Origin of the sequence: Paracoccus aerodenitrificans (assembly GCF_027913215.1) — a bacterium.
Taxonomy (GTDB): Bacteria; Pseudomonadota; Alphaproteobacteria; order Rhodobacterales; family Rhodobacteraceae; genus Paracoccus; species Paracoccus aerodenitrificans.
On sequence record NZ_CP115784.1, the window covers coordinates 1 to 18,653 of the forward strand.

The 18,653-nt window shown below is 59.5% G+C and carries 16 protein-coding genes and 1 tRNA gene; 10 read left to right on the top strand and 7 right to left on the bottom strand.

Going from position 1 to position 18,653, the window contains the following annotated elements:
* Positions 1–254: 254 nt before the first annotated feature.
* The 3 genes from dnaA (at position 255) to recF (ending at position 3,871) form a co-directional block, all read left to right on the top strand.
* Complete coding sequence (gene dnaA, locus PAE61_RS01215; RefSeq protein WP_434803141.1) at positions 255–1,595, top strand: chromosomal replication initiator protein DnaA; 1,341 nt, start codon at positions 255–257, stop codon at positions 1,593–1,595.
* 87 nt (positions 1,596–1,682) lie between these two features.
* On the top strand, positions 1,683–2,801 hold the full coding sequence (gene dnaN / locus PAE61_RS01220; RefSeq protein ID WP_271113626.1) for a DNA polymerase III subunit beta: 1,119 nt from the start codon (positions 1,683–1,685) through the stop codon (positions 2,799–2,801).
* Positions 2,798–3,871 (top strand): DNA replication/repair protein RecF, encoded by a 1,074-nt coding sequence (gene recF / locus PAE61_RS01225; RefSeq protein ID WP_271113627.1) that lies wholly within the window; start codon positions 2,798–2,800, stop codon positions 3,869–3,871. The genes dnaN and recF overlap by 4 nt, the downstream gene beginning before the upstream one ends.
* Positions 3,872–3,873: 2 nt before the next feature.
* Here recF and PAE61_RS01230 read toward each other — a convergent pair whose 3' ends face one another.
* Positions 3,874–5,418, bottom strand: a complete 1,545-nt coding sequence (locus tag PAE61_RS01230) for a phospholipase D family protein (protein WP_271113628.1) — start codon at positions 5,416–5,418, stop codon at positions 3,874–3,876.
* Positions 5,419–5,583: 165 nt separating this feature from the next.
* Here PAE61_RS01230 and gyrB point away from each other — a divergent pair, with 165 nt between their 5' ends.
* Both gyrB and PAE61_RS01240 read left to right on the top strand, forming a co-directional pair.
* Complete coding sequence (gyrB, locus tag PAE61_RS01235) at positions 5,584–8,019, top strand: DNA topoisomerase (ATP-hydrolyzing) subunit B (protein WP_271113629.1); 2,436 nt, start codon at positions 5,584–5,586, stop codon at positions 8,017–8,019.
* 182 nt (positions 8,020–8,201) lie between these two features.
* The gene (locus PAE61_RS01240) at positions 8,202–8,933 is read left to right on the top strand and encodes an outer membrane protein (protein WP_271113630.1); all 732 of its coding nucleotides are present in this window, start codon (positions 8,202–8,204) and stop codon (positions 8,931–8,933) included.
* A 100-nt stretch (positions 8,934–9,033) separates the two neighbouring features.
* Here PAE61_RS01240 and PAE61_RS01245 read toward each other — a convergent pair whose 3' ends face one another.
* On the bottom strand, positions 9,034–9,735 hold the full coding sequence (locus PAE61_RS01245) for a helix-turn-helix transcriptional regulator (RefSeq protein WP_271113631.1): 702 nt from the start codon (positions 9,733–9,735) through the stop codon (positions 9,034–9,036).
* A 62-nt stretch (positions 9,736–9,797) separates the two neighbouring features.
* On the opposite strand from PAE61_RS01245, the gene PAE61_RS01250 reads away from it, so the two are divergent.
* Complete coding sequence (locus PAE61_RS01250) at positions 9,798–10,385, top strand: glutathione S-transferase family protein (protein WP_271113632.1); 588 nt, start codon at positions 9,798–9,800, stop codon at positions 10,383–10,385.
* Here PAE61_RS01250 and PAE61_RS01255 read toward each other — a convergent pair.
* From PAE61_RS01255 to PAE61_RS01265, 3 genes are all read right to left on the bottom strand, one after another.
* Entirely contained in the window at positions 10,346–11,260 is a 915-nt protein-coding gene (locus PAE61_RS01255; protein WP_271113633.1) for a DMT family transporter, read from the bottom strand. The two genes, PAE61_RS01250 and PAE61_RS01255, sit on opposite strands and share 40 nt — an antisense overlap.
* Positions 11,261–11,406: 146 nt before the next feature.
* Entirely contained in the window at positions 11,407–11,703 is a 297-nt protein-coding gene (locus tag PAE61_RS01260; protein ID WP_271113634.1) for an HU family DNA-binding protein, read from the bottom strand.
* Positions 11,704–11,888: 185 nt separating this feature from the next.
* Positions 11,889–13,367 (bottom strand): AMP nucleosidase, encoded by a 1,479-nt coding sequence (locus tag PAE61_RS01265; RefSeq protein ID WP_271113635.1) that lies wholly within the window; start codon positions 13,365–13,367, stop codon positions 11,889–11,891.
* 110 nt (positions 13,368–13,477) lie between these two features.
* Between PAE61_RS01265 and PAE61_RS01270 the strand changes: the two genes are divergently transcribed.
* Positions 13,478–14,473: an LLM class flavin-dependent oxidoreductase gene (locus tag PAE61_RS01270; protein ID WP_271113636.1), complete on the top strand. Its 996-nt coding sequence runs from the start codon at positions 13,478–13,480 to the stop codon at positions 14,471–14,473.
* A 64-nt stretch (positions 14,474–14,537) separates the two neighbouring features.
* Entirely contained in the window at positions 14,538–15,482 is a 945-nt protein-coding gene (locus PAE61_RS01275) for an SDR family oxidoreductase (protein WP_271113637.1), read from the top strand.
* A gap of 73 nt (positions 15,483–15,555) precedes the next feature.
* On the opposite strand, the gene PAE61_RS01280 is transcribed toward PAE61_RS01275, so the two are convergent.
* A tRNA-Sec gene (locus PAE61_RS01280) sits at positions 15,556–15,649 on the bottom strand.
* Between the two features lie 245 nt (positions 15,650–15,894).
* Between PAE61_RS01280 and PAE61_RS01285 the strand changes: the two genes are divergently transcribed.
* A complete protein-coding gene (locus PAE61_RS01285) occupies positions 15,895–16,719 on the top strand; it encodes a bifunctional allantoicase/(S)-ureidoglycine aminohydrolase (RefSeq protein ID WP_271113638.1) in 825 nt (274 codons plus the stop codon).
* Positions 16,720–16,740: 21 nt separating this feature from the next.
* Here the strand turns inward: PAE61_RS01285 and PAE61_RS01290 are convergent, their stop codons facing one another.
* Entirely contained in the window at positions 16,741–16,872 is a 132-nt protein-coding gene (locus tag PAE61_RS01290) for a hypothetical protein (protein ID WP_271113639.1), read from the bottom strand.
* A gap of 240 nt (positions 16,873–17,112) precedes the next feature.
* On the opposite strand from PAE61_RS01290, the gene PAE61_RS01295 reads away from it, so the two are divergent.
* A complete protein-coding gene (locus PAE61_RS01295; protein ID WP_271113640.1) occupies positions 17,113–18,597 on the top strand; it encodes a nucleobase:cation symporter-2 family protein in 1,485 nt (494 codons plus the stop codon).
* Positions 18,598–18,653 lie beyond the last annotated feature (56 nt).

The window sequence follows — 18,653 nt, forward strand, 5'->3', positions numbered from 1 at the left end:
GGGAAATCGCGCCCGAGTCGGTCCTGCCGCCGACTTCACGGAAGCGATTTGGAAGACCGTTAATCGGTCAGAGCAAGACAAGGCGGAAGGGGCTGCCACCCCTTCCGCAGGGTTAGTTCGTTTCTGTCTCGGCCAGAGACAGGTGTGTGAGGTTTATTCTCATGCATCATATGTCTTGGCCGGATCCCGACGTGCTGTGAATCGCCCGGTGCCTGACGGTGCCGGGAGTTGGGGACAAGACGAACGAGAAGATAATAATGCAAGAGCTTTGGGACAGGGCCAGTGATACGCTACGTGGGCGGGTCGGCAGCAATAATCATACCGCATGGATTGCGCCTCTGGCTTTGACCGGGGTTGAGGCCGGAGAGGCCCGGATCGCGACACCGACGCGGTTCATTTCCGATTGGGTGCAGAGGCATTACGCCGAAGCCATTCGTGAGGCTCTGCACGATGCCGGTGCGGCGGTCACGCGGATCAGCTTCAACGTCGCGGCAGCGCCAAGACGTGCGCCTGCGCGGCGCAATGCGGCCGAGCCGGTGCGCCCGGCGGAAAACGATATGTCGGCACCGCTCGATGCGCGTTTCACTTTCGACAATTTTGTCGTCGGCAAGCCGAATGAGCTTGCTCATGCCGCTGCCCGCCGTGTCGCCGAAGGCGGGCCGGTGACCTTTAACCCGCTGTTCCTTTATGGCGGGGTCGGACTTGGCAAGACGCATCTGATGCACGCCATCGCCAGTGAGATCAGCACCCGCCGTCCCGAATCGCGTGTTCTCTATCTGTCGGCGGAACAGTTCATGTATCGCTTTGTTCAGGCGCTGCGTGAACGGACAGTGATGGATTTCAAGGAAATGTTCCGCACGGTCGAAGTGCTGATGGTCGATGATGTCCAGTTCATCGCCGGCAAGGAATCGACGCAGGAAGAGTTTTTCCATACATTCAATGCGCTTGTCGATCAGGGCAAGCAGATCGTGATTTCCGCCGACCGTGCGCCGGGGGAGATCAAGGATCTTGAGGACCGCATCAAATCGCGTCTGCAATGCGGTCTGGTCGTGGATCTGCACCCGACGGATTACGAATTGCGCCTTGGCATCCTGCAGTCCAAGACCGATGCGTTCCGCGCCCAATATGCCGGTTTGTGCATCGAACCCGGTGTGCTGGAGTTTCTCGCCCACCGGATCACCTCGAATGTGCGTGTGCTGGAAGGCGCGTTGCAGCGCCTCTTTGCCTTTGCCAGTCTGGTGGGTCGCAAGATCGACATGGAACTGACGCAGGATTGTCTGGCGGATATTCTGCGGGCCTCGGATCGCAAATTGTCGATTGAGGATATCCAGCGGAAAGTGGCCGAACATTATAATATCAAGCTGGCCGATCTGGTCGGGCAGAAACGTGTCCGCACCATTGCCCGCCCGCGTCAGGTTGCCATGTATCTGGCCAAGCAGATGACGACCCGTAGCCTGCCCGAGATCGGACGCCGCTTCGGAGGCCGCGATCACACCACGATCATGCATGGTGTGAGGAAGATAGAAGAGCTCTGCGCCGAGGATCACGGGATGGCCGAAGACGTTCAGCTTCTTCGCCGTTCCCTCGAGGCTTGATTCCGGACGCATTTCCATCGACATTCCTTCAACCGGCCAGATGCCGGTTGAGGCGTACAATCCGGTGCGCGAGACAGAGGACAGATTATGAAATTCTCGATCGAACGGGCCGATCTGGTAAAGGCCGTGGCGCAGGCGCAATCCGTCGTGGAACGCCGCCACACAATTCCGATTCTGGCAAATGTGCAGATCGAGGCGACCCCGGACGGTGTCAGCTTCCGCGCCACGGATCTGGATACCGAAGTTGTCGACCGCACCACGGCTCAGGTCGAACGCCCCGGCGCGACGACGGTTTCGGCGCAGATGCTGAATGAGATCGCACGGAAGCTGCCTGACGGCTCGTTGGTGACGATTGCGGTCGACAGCGCGAATGACCGGCTGACCGTGCAGGCCGGACGGTCGAACTTCGCACTGGCCACGCTGCCGACCGAGGATTTCCCGGTCATGGCCAATTCCGAATATACGGCGAATTTCGCCGCCCCCGCTGCTGTCCTGCGGCGGCTTTTCGACAAATCCAAATTCGCCATCTCGAACGAAGAGACGCGGTATTATCTGAACGGCGTCTATATGCATATCGCCGATGCTGAGGACGGGAAGGTGCTGCGCTGCGTGGCGACCGATGGGCACCGTCTGGCCCGGATCGACGCGGCTCTGCCCGAGGGGGCCGGGGATATGCCCGGTATCATCGTTCCGAAAAAGACCGTGGCTGAGCTTCGCAAGCTGCTGGAGGACGACGAGGCCCAGATTGCCGTTTCGGTCAGCGAAACCAAGGTGCGCTTTGCGACGCCGAATATCACCCTGACCTCGAAGGTGATCGACGGTACGTTCCCGGATTATACCCGCGTCATTCCAGTGGCGAATGCCCGCAAGATGGAAGTCGATGCGAATGATTTCGCCCGCGCCGTGGACCGTGTGGCCACTGTCAGCAGCGAACGCTCTCGGGCGGTCAAGCTTGCGCTCGATATGGACCGGGTGGTGTTGTCCGTAAACGCGCCTGATGCCGGGACCGCCGATGAAGAACTTGCGGTGGCCTATGGCGACGAAGCGCTGGAGATCGGATTCAACGCCAAATATCTGCAGGAAATCGCCGCGCAGATCGACCGCGAGAATGCTGTCTTCATGTTCAACGGCTCGGGCGACGCCGCGTTGATCCGTGAGGGGACGGACCCCTCGGCGGTTTATGTCGTCATGCCGATGCGCGTGTGAGCCTGCACCGCCTGACACTTGCCCAATTCCGTTCCTGGCCGCGCCTCGATCTTGATCTCGATGCGCGGCCAGTAGCGCTTTATGGGGCGAACGGGTCGGGCAAGACCAATGTGCTTGAGGCGGTCTCGATGTTGTCGCCGGGTCGGGGGATGCGCGGCGCCGCGCCACATGATCAGGCGCGGCAGGGCGTCGGGGCGGGCTGGCGTATAAGGGCCGGTATCGGTGATCATCAGGCCGAGACAACCGCCCCGCCCGGTGGCCGACGCGAGGTCATGCTGGACGATAAACAGGTGCCGCAGCTTGTGCTTGGAACGCTGATGCGGGTGATCTGGCTGACACCGGCGATGGACCGGCTTTGGACCGATGCGCCAGAGGGAAGGAGGCGTTTTATCGACCGCATCACGCTCAGCTTTCATCCGGATCACGCCGAGGCGTCGCTGATCTATGAGAAATCCATGCGTGAGCGGAACCGTATGTTACGCGACCAGATCACCGATCCCGGCTGGTATCGCGCGGTTGAAGCGCAGATGGCCGAGGCAGGGGCGCGGATCACGGTGAATCGCCTTGCCGCATTGAAATCCCTGATGGCGGCGCAAGAGGATGAGACCGGCTTCCCCGCCGCAAGGCTGCGTCTTTTGCCGGGAGAGGGCTTTGCCGATGATCCGAATGCCGCGGATATTTTCGGTCGGCTGGAATCGATGCGTGCCCGCGATCTGGCTGCGGGCCGAAGTCTGACCGGACCGCATCGCGCCGATCTCGGGGCAAGCTGGGGCGAGGACGATATGCCTGCGGCGCTGTCCTCGACCGGAGAGCAGAAAGCGCTGCTTTTGTCGCTTATTCTGGCGAATGCGCGTGCGCTGTCGGATCAGCCGGTGATATTGCTTCTGGATGAAGTGGCGGCGCATCTGGATGATGACCGGCGTGCGGCGCTTTATGATCAGGTCTCGGTTCTGCCTGCGCAGACCATCCTGACCGGCACCGGGGCCGAGCTTTTCACGGCCTTCGACGACCGCGCCCGGCGCATCGAGATCAGCAAGACGGCGGGCGTCTCATCTGCTGTCGAGCGATAAGGTTACAATAACCCCTCAATCGGCAGGAGGTTCAGGATATAGACCAGAACCCGGTCGAACAGACCCAGATCCGGTTCGCTGTCGATGATACGCGCCGTGCCATCCGGCTGCGGATCGCGCCACTGCATGTCACCATCGACCAGCATCGGCTGATAGCTTCGATCCGCCAGCCGATCCGTCATCGCGTCAGCACCTGCCCGTGCCATATCGGCGCTTTCGATCAGGAACCCCATCTCGCAATTCAGCAGGGCTGAGCGGGGATCGAAGTTGAAAGAGCCGATGAACAGCCTTGCATCGTCAACCGAGAAGGTCTTTGCATGAAGCGATGCGCCCGAGGACCCGACTGGGCCGAGCTCCTCTTTCCCGGCGGGTGAACCGCTGACATGCTTCAACTCATAAAGCTGAACGCCTGCCTCAAGCAACTCGCGCCGGTATTTGACGTAGCCCGCATGGACCATAGGAACATCGGTCGCCTGCCATGAATTGGTCAGCACCCGGATTCGTGCTCCATCCCGGGCCAGTTCCGCAAACATCCGGCTGCCCTGCCGGCCCGGTACGAAATATGCGGAAATCAGATCGAGGCTGCGATCAACGCCACCCAGAATGTCGCGCAGCCGCGTAATCATCAATTCGCTTCGCGTTGCCTCTCCGACCCCTTTGGCCGGATCATCCGCCACCACCTGAACGGTGGTCCATTCCATCGACGGAGCCTCTCCCTCGGTCATCCGGCTTGCGGCGGTCCGGGCGCTTGCGGTGAAGGCGCGGCCGATTTCGGAGTTCTGCGCCGTCTCGACTGCCCGGTCGAACGCTTGCATATCGCCGCTGCCGCTGATGACCTGTTCAAGTGCCAGAACCGGCTGGCTGTTCCAGTATTCGTCGAAGATCCTTGCCGTGTCGGGAACGACCTGACCGACGCCGAGCACATCCAGATCGAGATATGCAGGCGCATCGCCGACGGCGAAATATTCATTGCCGATATTGCGGCCGCCAACGATGGCCGCAGCACCATCGACGATGAGCGCCTTATTATGCATCCGCCGGTTCATACGCAGCGGATACAGCGCGAAGCCGAGCATTTTCGGCTGGCGGATCACTGAAGGGTTGAACAGCCGGACCGAGAAATCCGGCAAGGTATTCAATGCCGCAAGTATCGGATCAAGTCCTGCGATGCCGTTATCGTCCAGAAGAAGCCGGACACGCACCCCGCGTTCGGCAGCATCGCGCAGCGTATCCATCAGGATCAGCCCGGATTCGTCGTCGTGCCAGATGTAATACATCACATCCAGCGAGCGCTCGGCCCCTTGTATCAGCGCCAGTCGGCTTTGCAGAGCCTGCGTTCCACCGGGCAGCGGCACAACGCCGCTTTGTCCGGGATGCGCGGTCAGTGCCTCTGCCGCTCTTGGTCCGAGCGTGGTGGATTCATCGAACGGGATCGCGCTTTCCGTGTCCCGGCCCTCGGTTGGCGGGACCGGGAAAACCAGCCGACCGGCGACCCAGATCAGTGCGACGCCCAGAATCATCCATAACATGAACCGAACCCACCTCATGTCTTGCCCCCAATATCGGCGATCTTCCAAGTCTGAGGCGATGCAGGGGTTTCGCGCAAGAGTTCGCGTCAACGCGCCGGAAAACCACGAAATACTGTGTCTTTGCCGTGACTTTGCCTGCGCGAGAGACTATATATCAGCAACGTTAACAGGAAAAAATCAGGCATGACAGACACTGCCCAGCAACCCGCCGAATATGGCGCGGATTCCATCAAGGTTCTCAAAGGCTTGGAGGCTGTCCGGAAACGTCCGGGTATGTATATCGGCGACACGGATGACGGCAGCGGCCTGCATCACATGGTTTATGAGGTCGTCGATAACGGAATTGACGAGGCTCTGGCCGGTCATGCCGACTTCGTCAGGGTAAAAATCCACGCGGACAGCTCGGTCTCGGTGCGCGATAACGGGCGCGGGATTCCGGTCGAAATGCACAAGACCGAAGGCGTATCCGCCGCCGAGGTCATCATGACCCAGCTTCATGCGGGCGGGAAATTCGATCAGAACAGCTATAAGGTCTCGGGCGGCCTGCATGGCGTGGGCGTTTCGGTGGTGAATGCCCTTTCCGACTGGCTGGAGCTTCGTATCTGGCGCAACGGCAAGGAACATGTCGCCCGGTTCGAAAAGGGCGAAACGGTCGAGCATCTGAAGGTCGTGGGTGACGCTCCTGGTGAGAAAGGGACCGAAGTCCGCTTTCTGGCCTCATCGAAGATCACCGATGAAAACGGCACGTTCTCGAATCTCGAATACAGCTTCAAGACGCTGGAAAACCGCTTGCGGGAACTGGCCTTCCTGAACTCTGGCGTGCGCATCATTCTGGAAGATGAACGTCCCGCCGAGCCGATGCGGACAGAGCTTTTCTATGATGGCGGTGTGCGCGAGTTCGTCAAATATATCGACCGCTCCAAGACGGCGGTGATGCCCGAACCGATCTTCATCGAGGGTGACCGGAACGGTATCGGCGTCGAGGTCGCGATGTGGTGGAATGACAGCTATCACGAAACGGTGCTGCCCTTCACGAACAATATTCCGCAGCGCGATGGCGGCACCCATCTGGCCGGGTTCCGGGGTGCGCTGACGCGTGTGATCACGAAATACGCGCAGGAAAGCGGGATCGCCAAACGGGAGAAGGTGGAATTCACCGGTGACGATGCCCGTGAGGGTCTGACCTGCGTCCTGTCGGTCAAGGTGCCGGATCCGAAGTTTTCGTCGCAGACCAAGGATAAGCTGGTCTCATCCGAGGTGCGCCCCGCGGTCGAAGGTCTGGTCGGTGAGAAACTGTCCGAATGGTTTGAGGAAAACCCGAACGAGGCAAAGCAGATCGTCGGCAAGATCATTGAGGCCGCTCTGGCCCGCGAAGCTGCGCGAAAGGCCCGCGAACTGACCCGCCGCAAGACCGCGATGGATGTCGCCAGCCTGCCGGGCAAGCTGGCCGATTGTCAGGAAAAGGATCCTGCACTGGCCGAGTTGTTCATCGTCGAGGGTGACTCGGCTGGCGGGTCTGCCAAGCAAGGCCGTTCGCGTCAGAATCAGGCGGTGCTGCCGCTGCGCGGGAAAATCCTGAACGTCGAACGCGCCCGGTTTGACCGCATGCTGTCCTCGGACATGATCGGCACGCTGATTACCGCGCTTGGCACCGGGATCGGGCGGGACGAGTTCAATCTGCAGAAGCTGCGCTACCACAAGATCGTCATCATGACCGATGCCGATGTAGACGGCGCACATATCCGCACGCTGCTGCTGACTTTCTTCTTCCGGCAGATGCCGGAACTGATCGAGGCCGGGCATCTCTATATTGCCGAGCCGCCGCTTTATAAGGTCGGTCGCGGGCGGTCCGAGGTGTATCTGAAGAATGAGGCCGCGCTTGAGGATTATCTGATCCAGCAAGGAGTCGAGGGCGCGACGTTGCGGCTGGCCTCTGGCGAAACGATTTCCAGCAATGACCTTCTGCGGGTGATCGAGGAAGCCCGCACGGCGCGGCGCATTCTGCGTGCCTATCCGACACATTACCCGCCGCATATCACGGAACAGGCGGCGATTGCCGGTGCGTTGGTGCAGGGCCGGGTGGATCAGGATGCGGCTGGGGTTGCCTCGCTTGTGGCGCAGCGTCTGGATATGGTGGCCGAGGAATATGAGCGGGGCTGGACAGGTCGTCCGACGCAGGATGGCGGTCTCCGCCTGACCCGGCTGCTGCGCGGAGTCGAGGAATCCCGTACGCTGGACGGGCCGATGCTGCGCTCCGCCGAATCCCGTCGTCTTGGCGAGATGACCGGACAATTGCAGGAAATCTACGCGGAACCGGCGGTCTTGCTGCGCAAGGATCGTGAATTGCCGATCTGGGGTCCTCTGGGCCTTCTGGCGGCGATTTTCCTTGAGGGTGAGAAGGGGCTGTCGCTTCAACGCTATAAAGGTCTTGGAGAGATGAATCCCGAACAGCTTTGGGAAACGACGCTGGATCCTCAGGCGCGGACCATGCTTCAGGTCAAGGTCGAGGATTTGTCAGATGCAGAAGACATATTCACAAAGCTTATGGGCGATCTGGTAGAGCCGCGGCGCGAATTCATCCAGAAAAATGCGCTGAGTGTGGAAAATCTGGATATCTGAACGGGTAAATCAAAACTTTCTTTTTATTATGAGGATTGTGTTAATTCTGCCGCGTTTTGCGGTGGAATTGGATATAACTTGCCAACCTAACGTTAAGATAGATTGCTGTATTCAGCAGTTCCTCCTATCGTCTGCCTACCTAATTCACCGAGAGTTTTCGCTCTCTGTTCGTGGAGTTCACTATGAAACTTAACCTGATCCCGGTCGCCACCGCAGCTTTGTTTTCCGGTTCGGCTGTTTTTGCGGGCGGTTATGTGGCGCCGATCGTTGCGCCTGCCGTTCTACCGGTCGAAGTCATCGAACCGCTGACATGGCAAGGCGGTTATGCCGGTGTAACACTAGGATATGCGTTTTCCGGCGACGACGAAGTCGGTATCGGCCAAGGCAATGAACGTACCTATACCACACCGAATGAGCTGGAATTGTCTGGCGCAAATTACGGGCTTCGCCTCGGTTACCGCTGGCAGCGTGCGGGCGGGTCGCGGGACTGGGTTTTCGGGGGCGAACTTGGCTATGAAGGCGGCGATATCTCCGACGACTTCACAACCGACGGATATAGCGCAGAAAATGAGGTGAACAGCGTTCTTGCTTTGCGCCTCAAGGCCGGCCCTCTGAACAATGTCAAAAATACCTGGTTTTACGGGATTCTGGGTATTGGTCGGATCGATTACGATTATACGGTTTACGGAACTGAGGGTGTCGCCGGAGCCGTGGATATCAATGAGGGACAAACCAGTACCGGTTATATCGTGGGTCTAGGTGTTGAGCGGAAATTCAACACGAATTGGTCACTGTCCGGTGAGTGGGAATACCATAACTACGGCAAGGATCATCTTGAGGATGTCAACGGCAAGTCGACTGAAGCGACGCCGGACTGGCATACGATCAAAATTGGTCTGAACTATCAGTTCTGATTTCAGACGGGTTGTTTCCGGATCGGGCATGTGAATGTCCGGTCCTTTTTATGCAGTTGTGTGGCTGTAATCGTTAAGTTTCGTCGGCTGAGATGTGGGTTTACCGGCAGGCCTCATGCCCGTCGCGCATCCGGCTGGCATATTCGCGCAGCAAAGCGACGCGGTGCGGGCGGAAGCTGTGGCCGGTCAGCGTGGCTTCTATTATGCGGTTGCAATGGAACAGCCGAAAATCGTTCCGCAGATGGCACCAGCCCAAAAGCAACAATGCGTTTTCGGAATATGACATGCCGATCGGGCGGATCTCGCGCGATGTAAGCTGGTTGCGAAGGTCGCGATAGCTCAGGCGGATTTCTTCTTCATTCCAACAGGCATTGCGGATCATTGTCATATCGACATTTGGCCGGATCCGGTCGGTTACGGTCGTGAAGCTGCGCAAGGCGGAATGGTTGACCTGTAAAGCCTGCCGCTCTGGCAGTGTGGCGACGATGCGCGACAAGGCGCTGCGCGCGGCATCGACAAGTTCATCATCGCCGATCCGGGGCAGAGAATCGACCGCGAGGCGCAGAGCTTCGATTTCAAGACGTGAAAAGCTCTGTGGAGGCAAAGCAGGATCCTCGGTCAGCCGGTATCCCAATCCTGCTTCTCCGTCGATCAGCGCTCCCCCGGCTCGCAAGGTTGCGATGTCCCGATAAAGCTGGCGTGGGCTGACTCCGGTCTCACTGGCCAACCGTGCCGCAGTCACCGGAGCAGGCAAACGGCGGAGCGCGTCCATCAATCTCATCAACCGATCGGTGCGTGCCATGCTGCCGCTTTTTGTCAGGATGTCCTGTCTATGATTGGATCATTAACAACAAGGAGTCCATCATGCTGACGCTTTACCACGCCCCGAAATCCCGCTCGACTGCGGTGGTCCAGTTGCTTCATGAGCTGAACGTTACGGATCAGGTGAGCATCAAGACTGTGACTATTCCAAGACCGGATGGGTCCGGCGTAAGCGATCCGGGGAATCCGCATCCGGAAGGCAAAGTGCCGTACCTGACCGATGGCGAGGATTTCATTCGTGAGCGGGCTGCGATTTTTCTTTATCTGACCGACCGGTTTCCCTCCGCGGGGATGGGTCGGCCGGTTGGCGATCCGATGCGGGGGCGCTATCTGTCATGGCTGGTCTGGTATCAGGGCGTGCTGGAGACGACGGCTATTCTTGCATGGGAAAAGATCGACAGCGCGGCTGTGAAGGACTCGCTGCGGGATTATGACACAGCGCTTCAGCGGCTCGATGAGGTCTTGTCGAAGCAGCCCTATTTGCTGGGGGCTGAATTCAGTGCTGCTGATCTGCTCTGCGCCAGTCCTTTCGCATGGTTTCCCGATACGATGAAGACGCCGCCATCGGTCAGCGAATGGGTCAATCGCTGTCAGGATCGGGATTCGGTCCGGGCTGTAGGCGCAGGCTGAGCGGCAGTATTCGGCAGGCGGGCAAGCTGAACCATCAGAATGCCCGCCGCGACGATGATCGCGCCCACAACGTCTGACAGACCAAACCGCTCGCCCAGAAAAATCGCGGCGATGGTGACGCCGAAAATCGGTGAGAGGAAGTGGAATGTCGCCGCCCGCACCGCTCCGATGCGGTTGACCAGCAGGAACCAGATAAAGGTCGCGGCCAGTCCCGGAGCGGCGACCGTGTAGATGAAGGCGAAGATCAGCGTCCAGCTCCATTCGATGGGTTGGCCCCACTCCATGAGTGCCGCAGGAAGCAGAAGAACGACCGCACCGACGGCCATTTGCAACCCGACGATCATCAGCATGTTCCGGCTTCCGCCTGCACCACGTGCGACAAGCGTTGCGATGGTCAGCGCGACGACGGCGATCAGGCACAGGATCATCCCGAAAAGATCAAGCCCGTGTTGCAGCCTTACGCTCATGATGACGGTCACGCCGATCACGCCGAGGATCAACCCGATAACCGCGACGGGCCGCAATTTCTCACCCAGCCAGACCCATCCCAGAAACGCGACAAGAAGCGGCATCATCGAGGCGATGATCGCGGCGGCAGAGGCCTCGACCGTGCGCATCGCGATCCAGTTGAGGCCGAGATACAGGGCGTTCTGCATGATCCCGAAGATAATCAGGACGCGCCATTCATTTCTGCTGAGACGCCATGTCTGCCCAAGGGCACGAGCCAGCATAATGCCGATCACCGCCGACAGCGCGAAACGGATCACCAGAGCCGTCAGCGGCGGTGCCGCCGTCACGATCACGCGGGTAGAGGTGAAGGCCGATGCCCACATGAACGCAAAGGTCAGCCCCATAAAGATTGACTTGAGATCCATGGCGTCCCCCGGGTTTCGTCGTGCGACCTTAGGCAGAGCTTGCCTGATGTACCAGCCCCGGCAGCGCGGAAATCATTGGCGTGAAGGCCGGTAAAAGAAAAAGGCCGCCCTGAAAGGCGGCCTTTAGTTTGATATCGTAAAACCGATCAGGCGTTGACGCTGTCTTTCAGAGCTTTCGCGACGGTCACCTTCACCTGCTTGTCAGCCGGCTTGGTCATCATCTCCTGGGTCTGCGGGTTGCGGACCTGGCGTTCAGGACGAGCGCGGCAGGCGATTTTGCCGATGCCCGGCAGCGTGACGGCGCCGCCATTGGAAACTTCGCGAGTTACCACTGCGGCGATCGCATCGAGCGCGGCAGAGGCGGATTTCTTGTCGCTGCCCATCTCTTCTGCGAGCGTGGCGACGAATTGCGTCTTGGTCATCGGCTTGACGGCTTGAGCCATTAATTTGTCTCCTCGTTGCCCCAATTCAGGGGAATTCTATCGCCGCTTCTCGCGGCATGAACCTTGCTACACTAGTTTTCGTGGAATAATTCAACCGTTTTTCTCAACTCAGCTTGGTGAAACTGCCTGAAAGGGCAGAATTCGCCGGTTTTTTGCGCATTACGCAACGTAAGCTTTGTTGGGATTCAGAGGAATGCGGTCTCGCTGAATGAGCGCAGCTTGCGCGAGTGGATACGCTCAAGCGGCATATCACGCAGCTTCTCCATCGCGCGGACTCCGATCAGCAGATGGTTGGCAACTTGCGTCCGGTAGAAATCCGTCGCCATTCCGGGCAGTTTCAGCTCACCATGCAGGGGCTTGTCCGAGACGCAAAGCAGCGTGCCATACGGCACCCGGAAGCGGAATCCGTTCGCGGCTATGGTCGCGCTTTCCATATCAAGACCGATGGCCCGCGACAGCGACAGCCTGTGGATCGGGCCGGACTGGTCCCGCAACTCCCAGTTGCGGTTATCGATCGTAGCGACAGTGCCGGTGCGCATGATCCGCTTCAGCTCATACCCGTCCAGTCTTGTGACCTCGGCCACAGCTTCCTGCAAGGCGACCTGAACCTCGGCAAGCGCCGGGATCGGGACCCAGACGGGCAGGTCGTCATCCAGCACGTGATCCTCGCGCAGATAGGCGTGAGCCAGCACGAAATCGCCGAGCGACTGGCTGTTGCGCAGCCCGGCGCAGTGACCGACCATCAGCCATGCATGGGGGCGCAGCACCGCGATATGATCGGTCGCGGTTTTGGCGTTTGACGGACCGACGCCGATATTGACCAGCGTTATTCCCTGATTGCCGTCTCGCTTCAGGTGATAGGCGGGCATTTGCGGCATCTTGGCAAGGGAAACGATCTTGCCATCCGCTGTGTCGATGATCTGGTTTCCAGGGGCGACGAACTCGGTATAGCCCGTGTCGGATTCGCCCAGAACCTTGCGGGCGAAGGCCTCGAATTCATCGACATAGAACTGGTAATTCGTGAACAGCACGAAATTCTGGAAATGCTTCGGGTCCGTGGCCGTATAATGCGCCAGCCTTGCAAGCGAATAATCGACCCGCTGCGCGGTGAAGGGCGCCAGGTCCTGCGCACCATCCGGCTGGGGTTCAGCGGTGCCATTTACGATATCGTCATTGACGGTGTTCAGATCGGGCACATCGAAGACGTCGCGCAAGCTGAAACTCAGTACGCCCTCTTGCGGGACGTTCAGATCGGTGCGGGTCGCAACCGCGAAATGCACCGGCATCGGGGTTTCACTGTAGCCGACAGCGACCGGTGTTCCGTGGTTCCGCGTCAGCAGGCCGATCTGGTCTTCCAGATAATTCGCGAACAGTTCCGGCCTTGTAATCGTCGCGGCATAGCTGCCGGGCGTGGTGACATGACCGAAGGACAGGCGTGAATCGATCTTGCTGTGGCTGGAGGTCGTCAGCCTGACCTCGGGATAGAAGGCGCGATAGCGTGCCTGAGGTTCTTCGCCGCCCAGAAGGGCCACGAAACGTTCGGTCAGAAATCCCGAGGCTTCGTTGTAAAGCTGGGTCAGCCGCGCCACGGCGGCTTTGGGGTCGGTAAAATACTCGCGCTCTGCCGGATCGGGGGTGACCGTAGAGAAAAAATCGTCATTCATCAGATGCCTCGTCTTTCATCCAAGAGTGCCAGCGTGGCGCGACACTGGCAAGACAGGCTCTGAGTGCCTAAATCGCAGAGGGAAGAATTCTGGTCACGAAAGTCGGTATCATGCGTTATTCAATTCTCGACCTTGCCCCGGTGCCAGAGGGGTTTTCGACCGCAGAGGCGATTGCCAACAGCGTTTCTCTGGCGCAGATGGCGGATGGGCTGAATTATCACCGCTATTGGCTGGCCGAGCATCACAATATGATCGGGATCGCCTCTGCGGCGACTTCGGTGCTGATCGGGCATATTGCCGGGCAAACATCCCGCATCCGCGTCGGGGCAGGGGGCATCATGCTGCCCAACCATTCGCCATTGTCCATCGCGGAACAGTTCGGCACGCTTGCCACGATTTATGGCGACCGCATAGATCTCGGGCTTGGTCGCGCTCCGGGCGGAGATGGTGCGGTGTTCCGCGCCCTGCGCAAAACCCCGGATATGGCCGAGAATTTCCCGCAGGACGTGGCAGAGCTTATGTCCTATCTGGATGAGGGCCGTCCCGGAGCGCAGGTGATGGCCCATCCGGGGCAGGGCACGCATGTCCCGATCTGGATGCTGGGATCGTCGCTTTTCGGCGCACAATTGGCGGCGGTGGCGGGGCTGCCCTATGCTTTCGCGTCGCATTTCGCGCCGACGGCCCTGTCCGAGGCACTGCGCGTTTATCGTGAACGCTTCGAGCCCGCCGGTCGTGCCGAGGCTGAAAACGGGCCTCATTTCATGCTTGCCGTCAATGTCATCGCGGCTGAGACCGATGATGAGGCGCATTATCTGCATTCCAGCCAGAAGCTTGCCTTTGCCCGGCTTCGCAGCGGCAAACCGGGCAAGCTTCCCCAGCCTACCCGTGATCTGGCCGAAATCACCCCACCGCTGGAACGCATGGTCGGACAGGCTCTCAGCGTCAGTGCGGTTGGAGGTCCGGCGACGGTGCGGCAGCAGCTTTCCGATCTGATCGCGCAGTACCGCCCGGATGAGTTGATCCTGACCGGGCAGATCCACGATCCCGAGGCGCGGCGGAACTCTTACCGGCTCGCCGCCGAAATTCTGGATGAGATGAGCGCATGAGCACGGCGGCTGCCTGTGCGGCCTGCAACATCAAGGGCCGCAGTGTCGGTCGTTTCGGGGTCTCGTGATGCATATGCTGATCTTCGGTCACGGCTATTCCGCCGCCGCGCTGACGCCGAGGCTGATTCAGGCGGGCTGGACGGTCAGCGGCACGACCCGGAACGATGCGGATCGCGTTGCGGCAAGCGGTGCGCGGCCCCTGATCTGGCGCGGAGATGAAGCCCGGCTGACGGAGGAAATCGGCCATGCGGATGCTATTCTGATCAGCATCGCCCCGGAGGTCATGCGCGGCGATCCTGACCGCAGAAATGGGCCTGATAAAGCCGAAACCGGCATTGATCCCGTGCTTCAGCAGTTTCGCGCAGAGCTTCGCCGCGCAAAGCCGGGATGGGTCGGTTATCTTTCCTCGACCAATATCTATGGCGATCATGGCGGGGACTGGGTGGATGAGGACACGCCGCCACGCCCCGCGACCGCTCGCGGCAAGGCAAGGCTGGATGCAGAGCAGGCGTGGTCTGATCTTGCGCATGAGGCAGGCTGGCCGCTGACCATCTTCAGGCTGGCAGGGATTTATGGCCCGGACCGGGGGCCTCTGGCGAAGCTGCGGAGTGGCACTGCGCGGCGGATCATCAAGCCGGGTCAGGTGTTTTCGCGGATTCATGTCGATGATATCGCGGGTGTGCTGGTGGCCTCTATAGATGGGGCGTTCCCGGCTGAGGCAGCAAATCACCCTCTGCCTGTCCGCGTTTTCAACCTGTGTGACGACGACCCGGCCCCTCCGGATCGAAGCATCGAGATCGCGGCGGAAATGGCTGGCCTGCCGGTCCCGCCCGCCGAAACCATCGATGAGGCAGAGATGACCCCGATGGCCCGCAGTTTCTATGCCGATTCCAAGCGTGTTCGGAACGACCGGATGAAGTCTGTTCTTGGCTATGATCTGCTCTATCCCGATCTTGAGGCGGGTTTGCGGGCGATCCTTGCCTCGGAGAAATCCGGCGATTTGGGCTAAGTATTTTCGCGGCCACGTGACCAGCTTCGCGTATTTGCGATGCGGCCTTGTGAAATGCCTGTCCCGGCTTGAATGGCGGAAGAGGCGGGAGTCGAACCCACCGGAGACGCCGTGCGCCCCCCGCCGGATTTGAAGTCCGGGCACCCCACCGGGGATGTTTCTCTTCCCCTGACCGGATTAGAGTTCCTTGCGCAAACCGTCAACGACATGTGCCTTGGTGAAGGGAGTGGGTGCCGCAGAAGCTGTGGAACCTGAAGAAAAACGGATAAGAAAATCCGTCGTCTGGATCTTAACCCAGGAACAGATTGTCAAAATATGCCTATGAAAGCTTCAGGCTGCCTGCCCCGCCTGAAGGCTTGGCAAAGCCAGTGGCTGGCGGTTTCATGATCGGAAAATCAAAAGAGGAACGATCATGGCCGACCGCAGCTACTATTCACCGAAAGGCGGGCTGCCGCCGCAAACGCAGCTTCTGACCGACAGGGCCATGTTCACCGATGCCTATGCGGTGATCCCTCGCGGTACGTTCAGCGACATTGTGACCTCATTCCTGCCATTCTGGGACAAGGCGCGGTTCTGGGTCATTGCCCGTCCGCTTTCCGGCTTCGCGGAAACATTCTCGCAATATATCGGGGAACTGCTTCCCGGCGGTGGCAGCGACCGGCCAGAGACCAGTCCCGAAGCCGAGGCGGTGATTTTCGTGGTCGAAGGCGGGCTGACGCTGACTCTGGCGGGCAAGCAGCACCTGATGGAGCCGGGCGGCTATGCCTATATTCCGCCGGGCACCGGCTGGTCTCTGCGCAATGAAGGCGACAGCGCCGCGCGGTTTCACTGGATCCGGAAAGCCTATCAGGCGGTTGACGGTCTGGATGCACCAGACGCTTTCGTGACGAATGAGCGCGATATCGCTCCGACGGAAATGCCGGATTGCGGCGGTGTCTGGGCGACGACACGCTTTGTCGATCCCGCCGATCTGCGTCACGATATGCATGTGACCATCGTGACCTTCCAGCCCGGCGGCGTCATTCCCTTCGCGGAAACCCATGTGATGGAGCATGGTCTCTATGTGCTGGAGGGCAAGGCTGTCTACCGGCTCAATCAGGACTGGGTCGAGGTGGAAGCCGGAGATTTCATGTGGTTACGCGCTTTCTGCCCACAGGCCTGCTATGCGGGTGGACCCGGGCCGTTCCGCTATCTTCTGTACAAGGATGTGAATCGGCACATGAACCTGCCGCGCTGAACGATTGATGGAAAAATTGCGTCAATCGCGAAACAGTTTTGCGGCAATCGCGAAAATCATCCGGAGCAGGATTTCAGGTACTGCGCTGATAAAAATAGATTTTTTATCTTGTGACGGCTTGGGAAGCCTGCCCGGAAAAAGATCGGCTGCCACGACAGGCCGGTTAGAATGACAGCCGAGGAGCCAAGAGGGGGAGCAATGAAAAATATTCGCCAGATCAAACCGATGCACCTGTGCAGTGCAGGCGGAGCATTCCTGCAGGTCCGGCCATCGTCCTGATGGCCTTCCTGGCGGCAGGATTTTTCATTTATTCTGCTGGCGACAAAAACACGCACCGGCCGAGATGTTTTTCGGCCTGAGAAGCAACCGAATTTCAGAACAGGGAGCCAAGATATGGCCTCAGATATGACGGCAAATACCGTTGACGAGATACTGCCCCCAGCAAAGTTATTCACGCTGGGTTTGCAACATGTACTGGTGATGTATGCCGGCGCAATCGCCGTGCCGCTTATCGTTGGCCGTGCACTTGGACTTGAACCCGAACAGGTGGCGTTTCTGATTTCCGCCGACCTGTTCGTCTGCGGCGTGATCACGATCGTGCAATCCTATGGGATGACGCCGTTTTTCGGGGTCAAGCTGCCGGTGATGATGGGTGTGACATTCGCCTCGGTCGGGCCGATGGTGTCGATTGCACTGGCCAATCCGGGGACAGAGGGCGCACGGATGCTGTTCGGCTCCATCATGGCCGCCGGGGTGATTTCGATGCTGATCGCGCCCGCCATGTCGCGGCTGATCCGCTTTTTCCCGCCGGTGGTGACCGGCTCGATCATTCTGGTGATCGGGGTCAGCCTGATGCGGATCGGGATCAACTGGATCTTCGGCGTGCCGGTCGGCCCGACCGCGCCCTATCTGGTCAGCCCCGAGGCAGCCAGCTGGGTCGAGGCAGCAAGTGCGCTTCCCGGCGCTCCGGCCCTGCCAGAGGGCTTCGCCGTTGCGCCAAGCGTCGCCAACCCCGCATATGCGCCGTTCCAGAACATGATCATCGCCGCAATCGTGCTGGTCACGATCATTCTGGTGATGAAATATTCCAAGGGCTTCCTGGCGAATATCTCGGTTCTTGTCGGCATCGTTGTCGGCGCTGCCGTCGCTGCCTCGCTTGGTCTGATGCATTTCGACCGCGTCGATACGGCTGGCTGGTTCGCGCTGATCACGCCGCTGCATTTCGGGATGCCGATCTTCGATCCGATCATGATCCTCACGATGACGCTGGTCATGATCGTGGTGATGATCGAATCACTCGGCATGTTCCTTGCGCTCGGAGAGATGTGCGGACGCCGTCCGACGCCGCAGCAAATGGCGGCAGGTCTCAGGACTGACGGGCTGGGGACCTTTGTCGGCGGTCTGTTCAATACCTTCCCCTACACCTCGTTCAGCCAGAATGTGGGCCTTGTCGGCGTGACCGGCGTACGCTCGCGTTTCGTCTGCGTCATGGGTGGGGTCATCATGATCGTGCTGGGTCTGGTGCCGAAAATGGGCGCTCTGGTCGAGGCTTTGCCGACCGTGGTTCTTGGCGGTGCCGGTCTGGTCATGTTCGGGATGGTCGCCTCGACCGGTATCCGCATCCTGACCGCGGTGGATTTCAAGGACAGACGTTCGAATGCGCTGATCGTCGCCATCTCTTTGGGGATGGGAATGATCCCGCTGGTTGCACCTGAATTCAAGATGCACTTCCCTCACGCTATCCACCCGCTGATCGACTCCGGTATTCTGCTGGCGTCGCTGACGGCTCTGGCGCTGAATATCATCTTCAACGGTGCAGAACCTCTTTCGGATGACGAACTGCGTGAGACCGCACTTCAGTCCGATGGCGGTCACTGAGCAAAAATAATGTTGACGCGGCGCGTCTCTGCGCCGCGTCAACGTCAGGCAGGGCT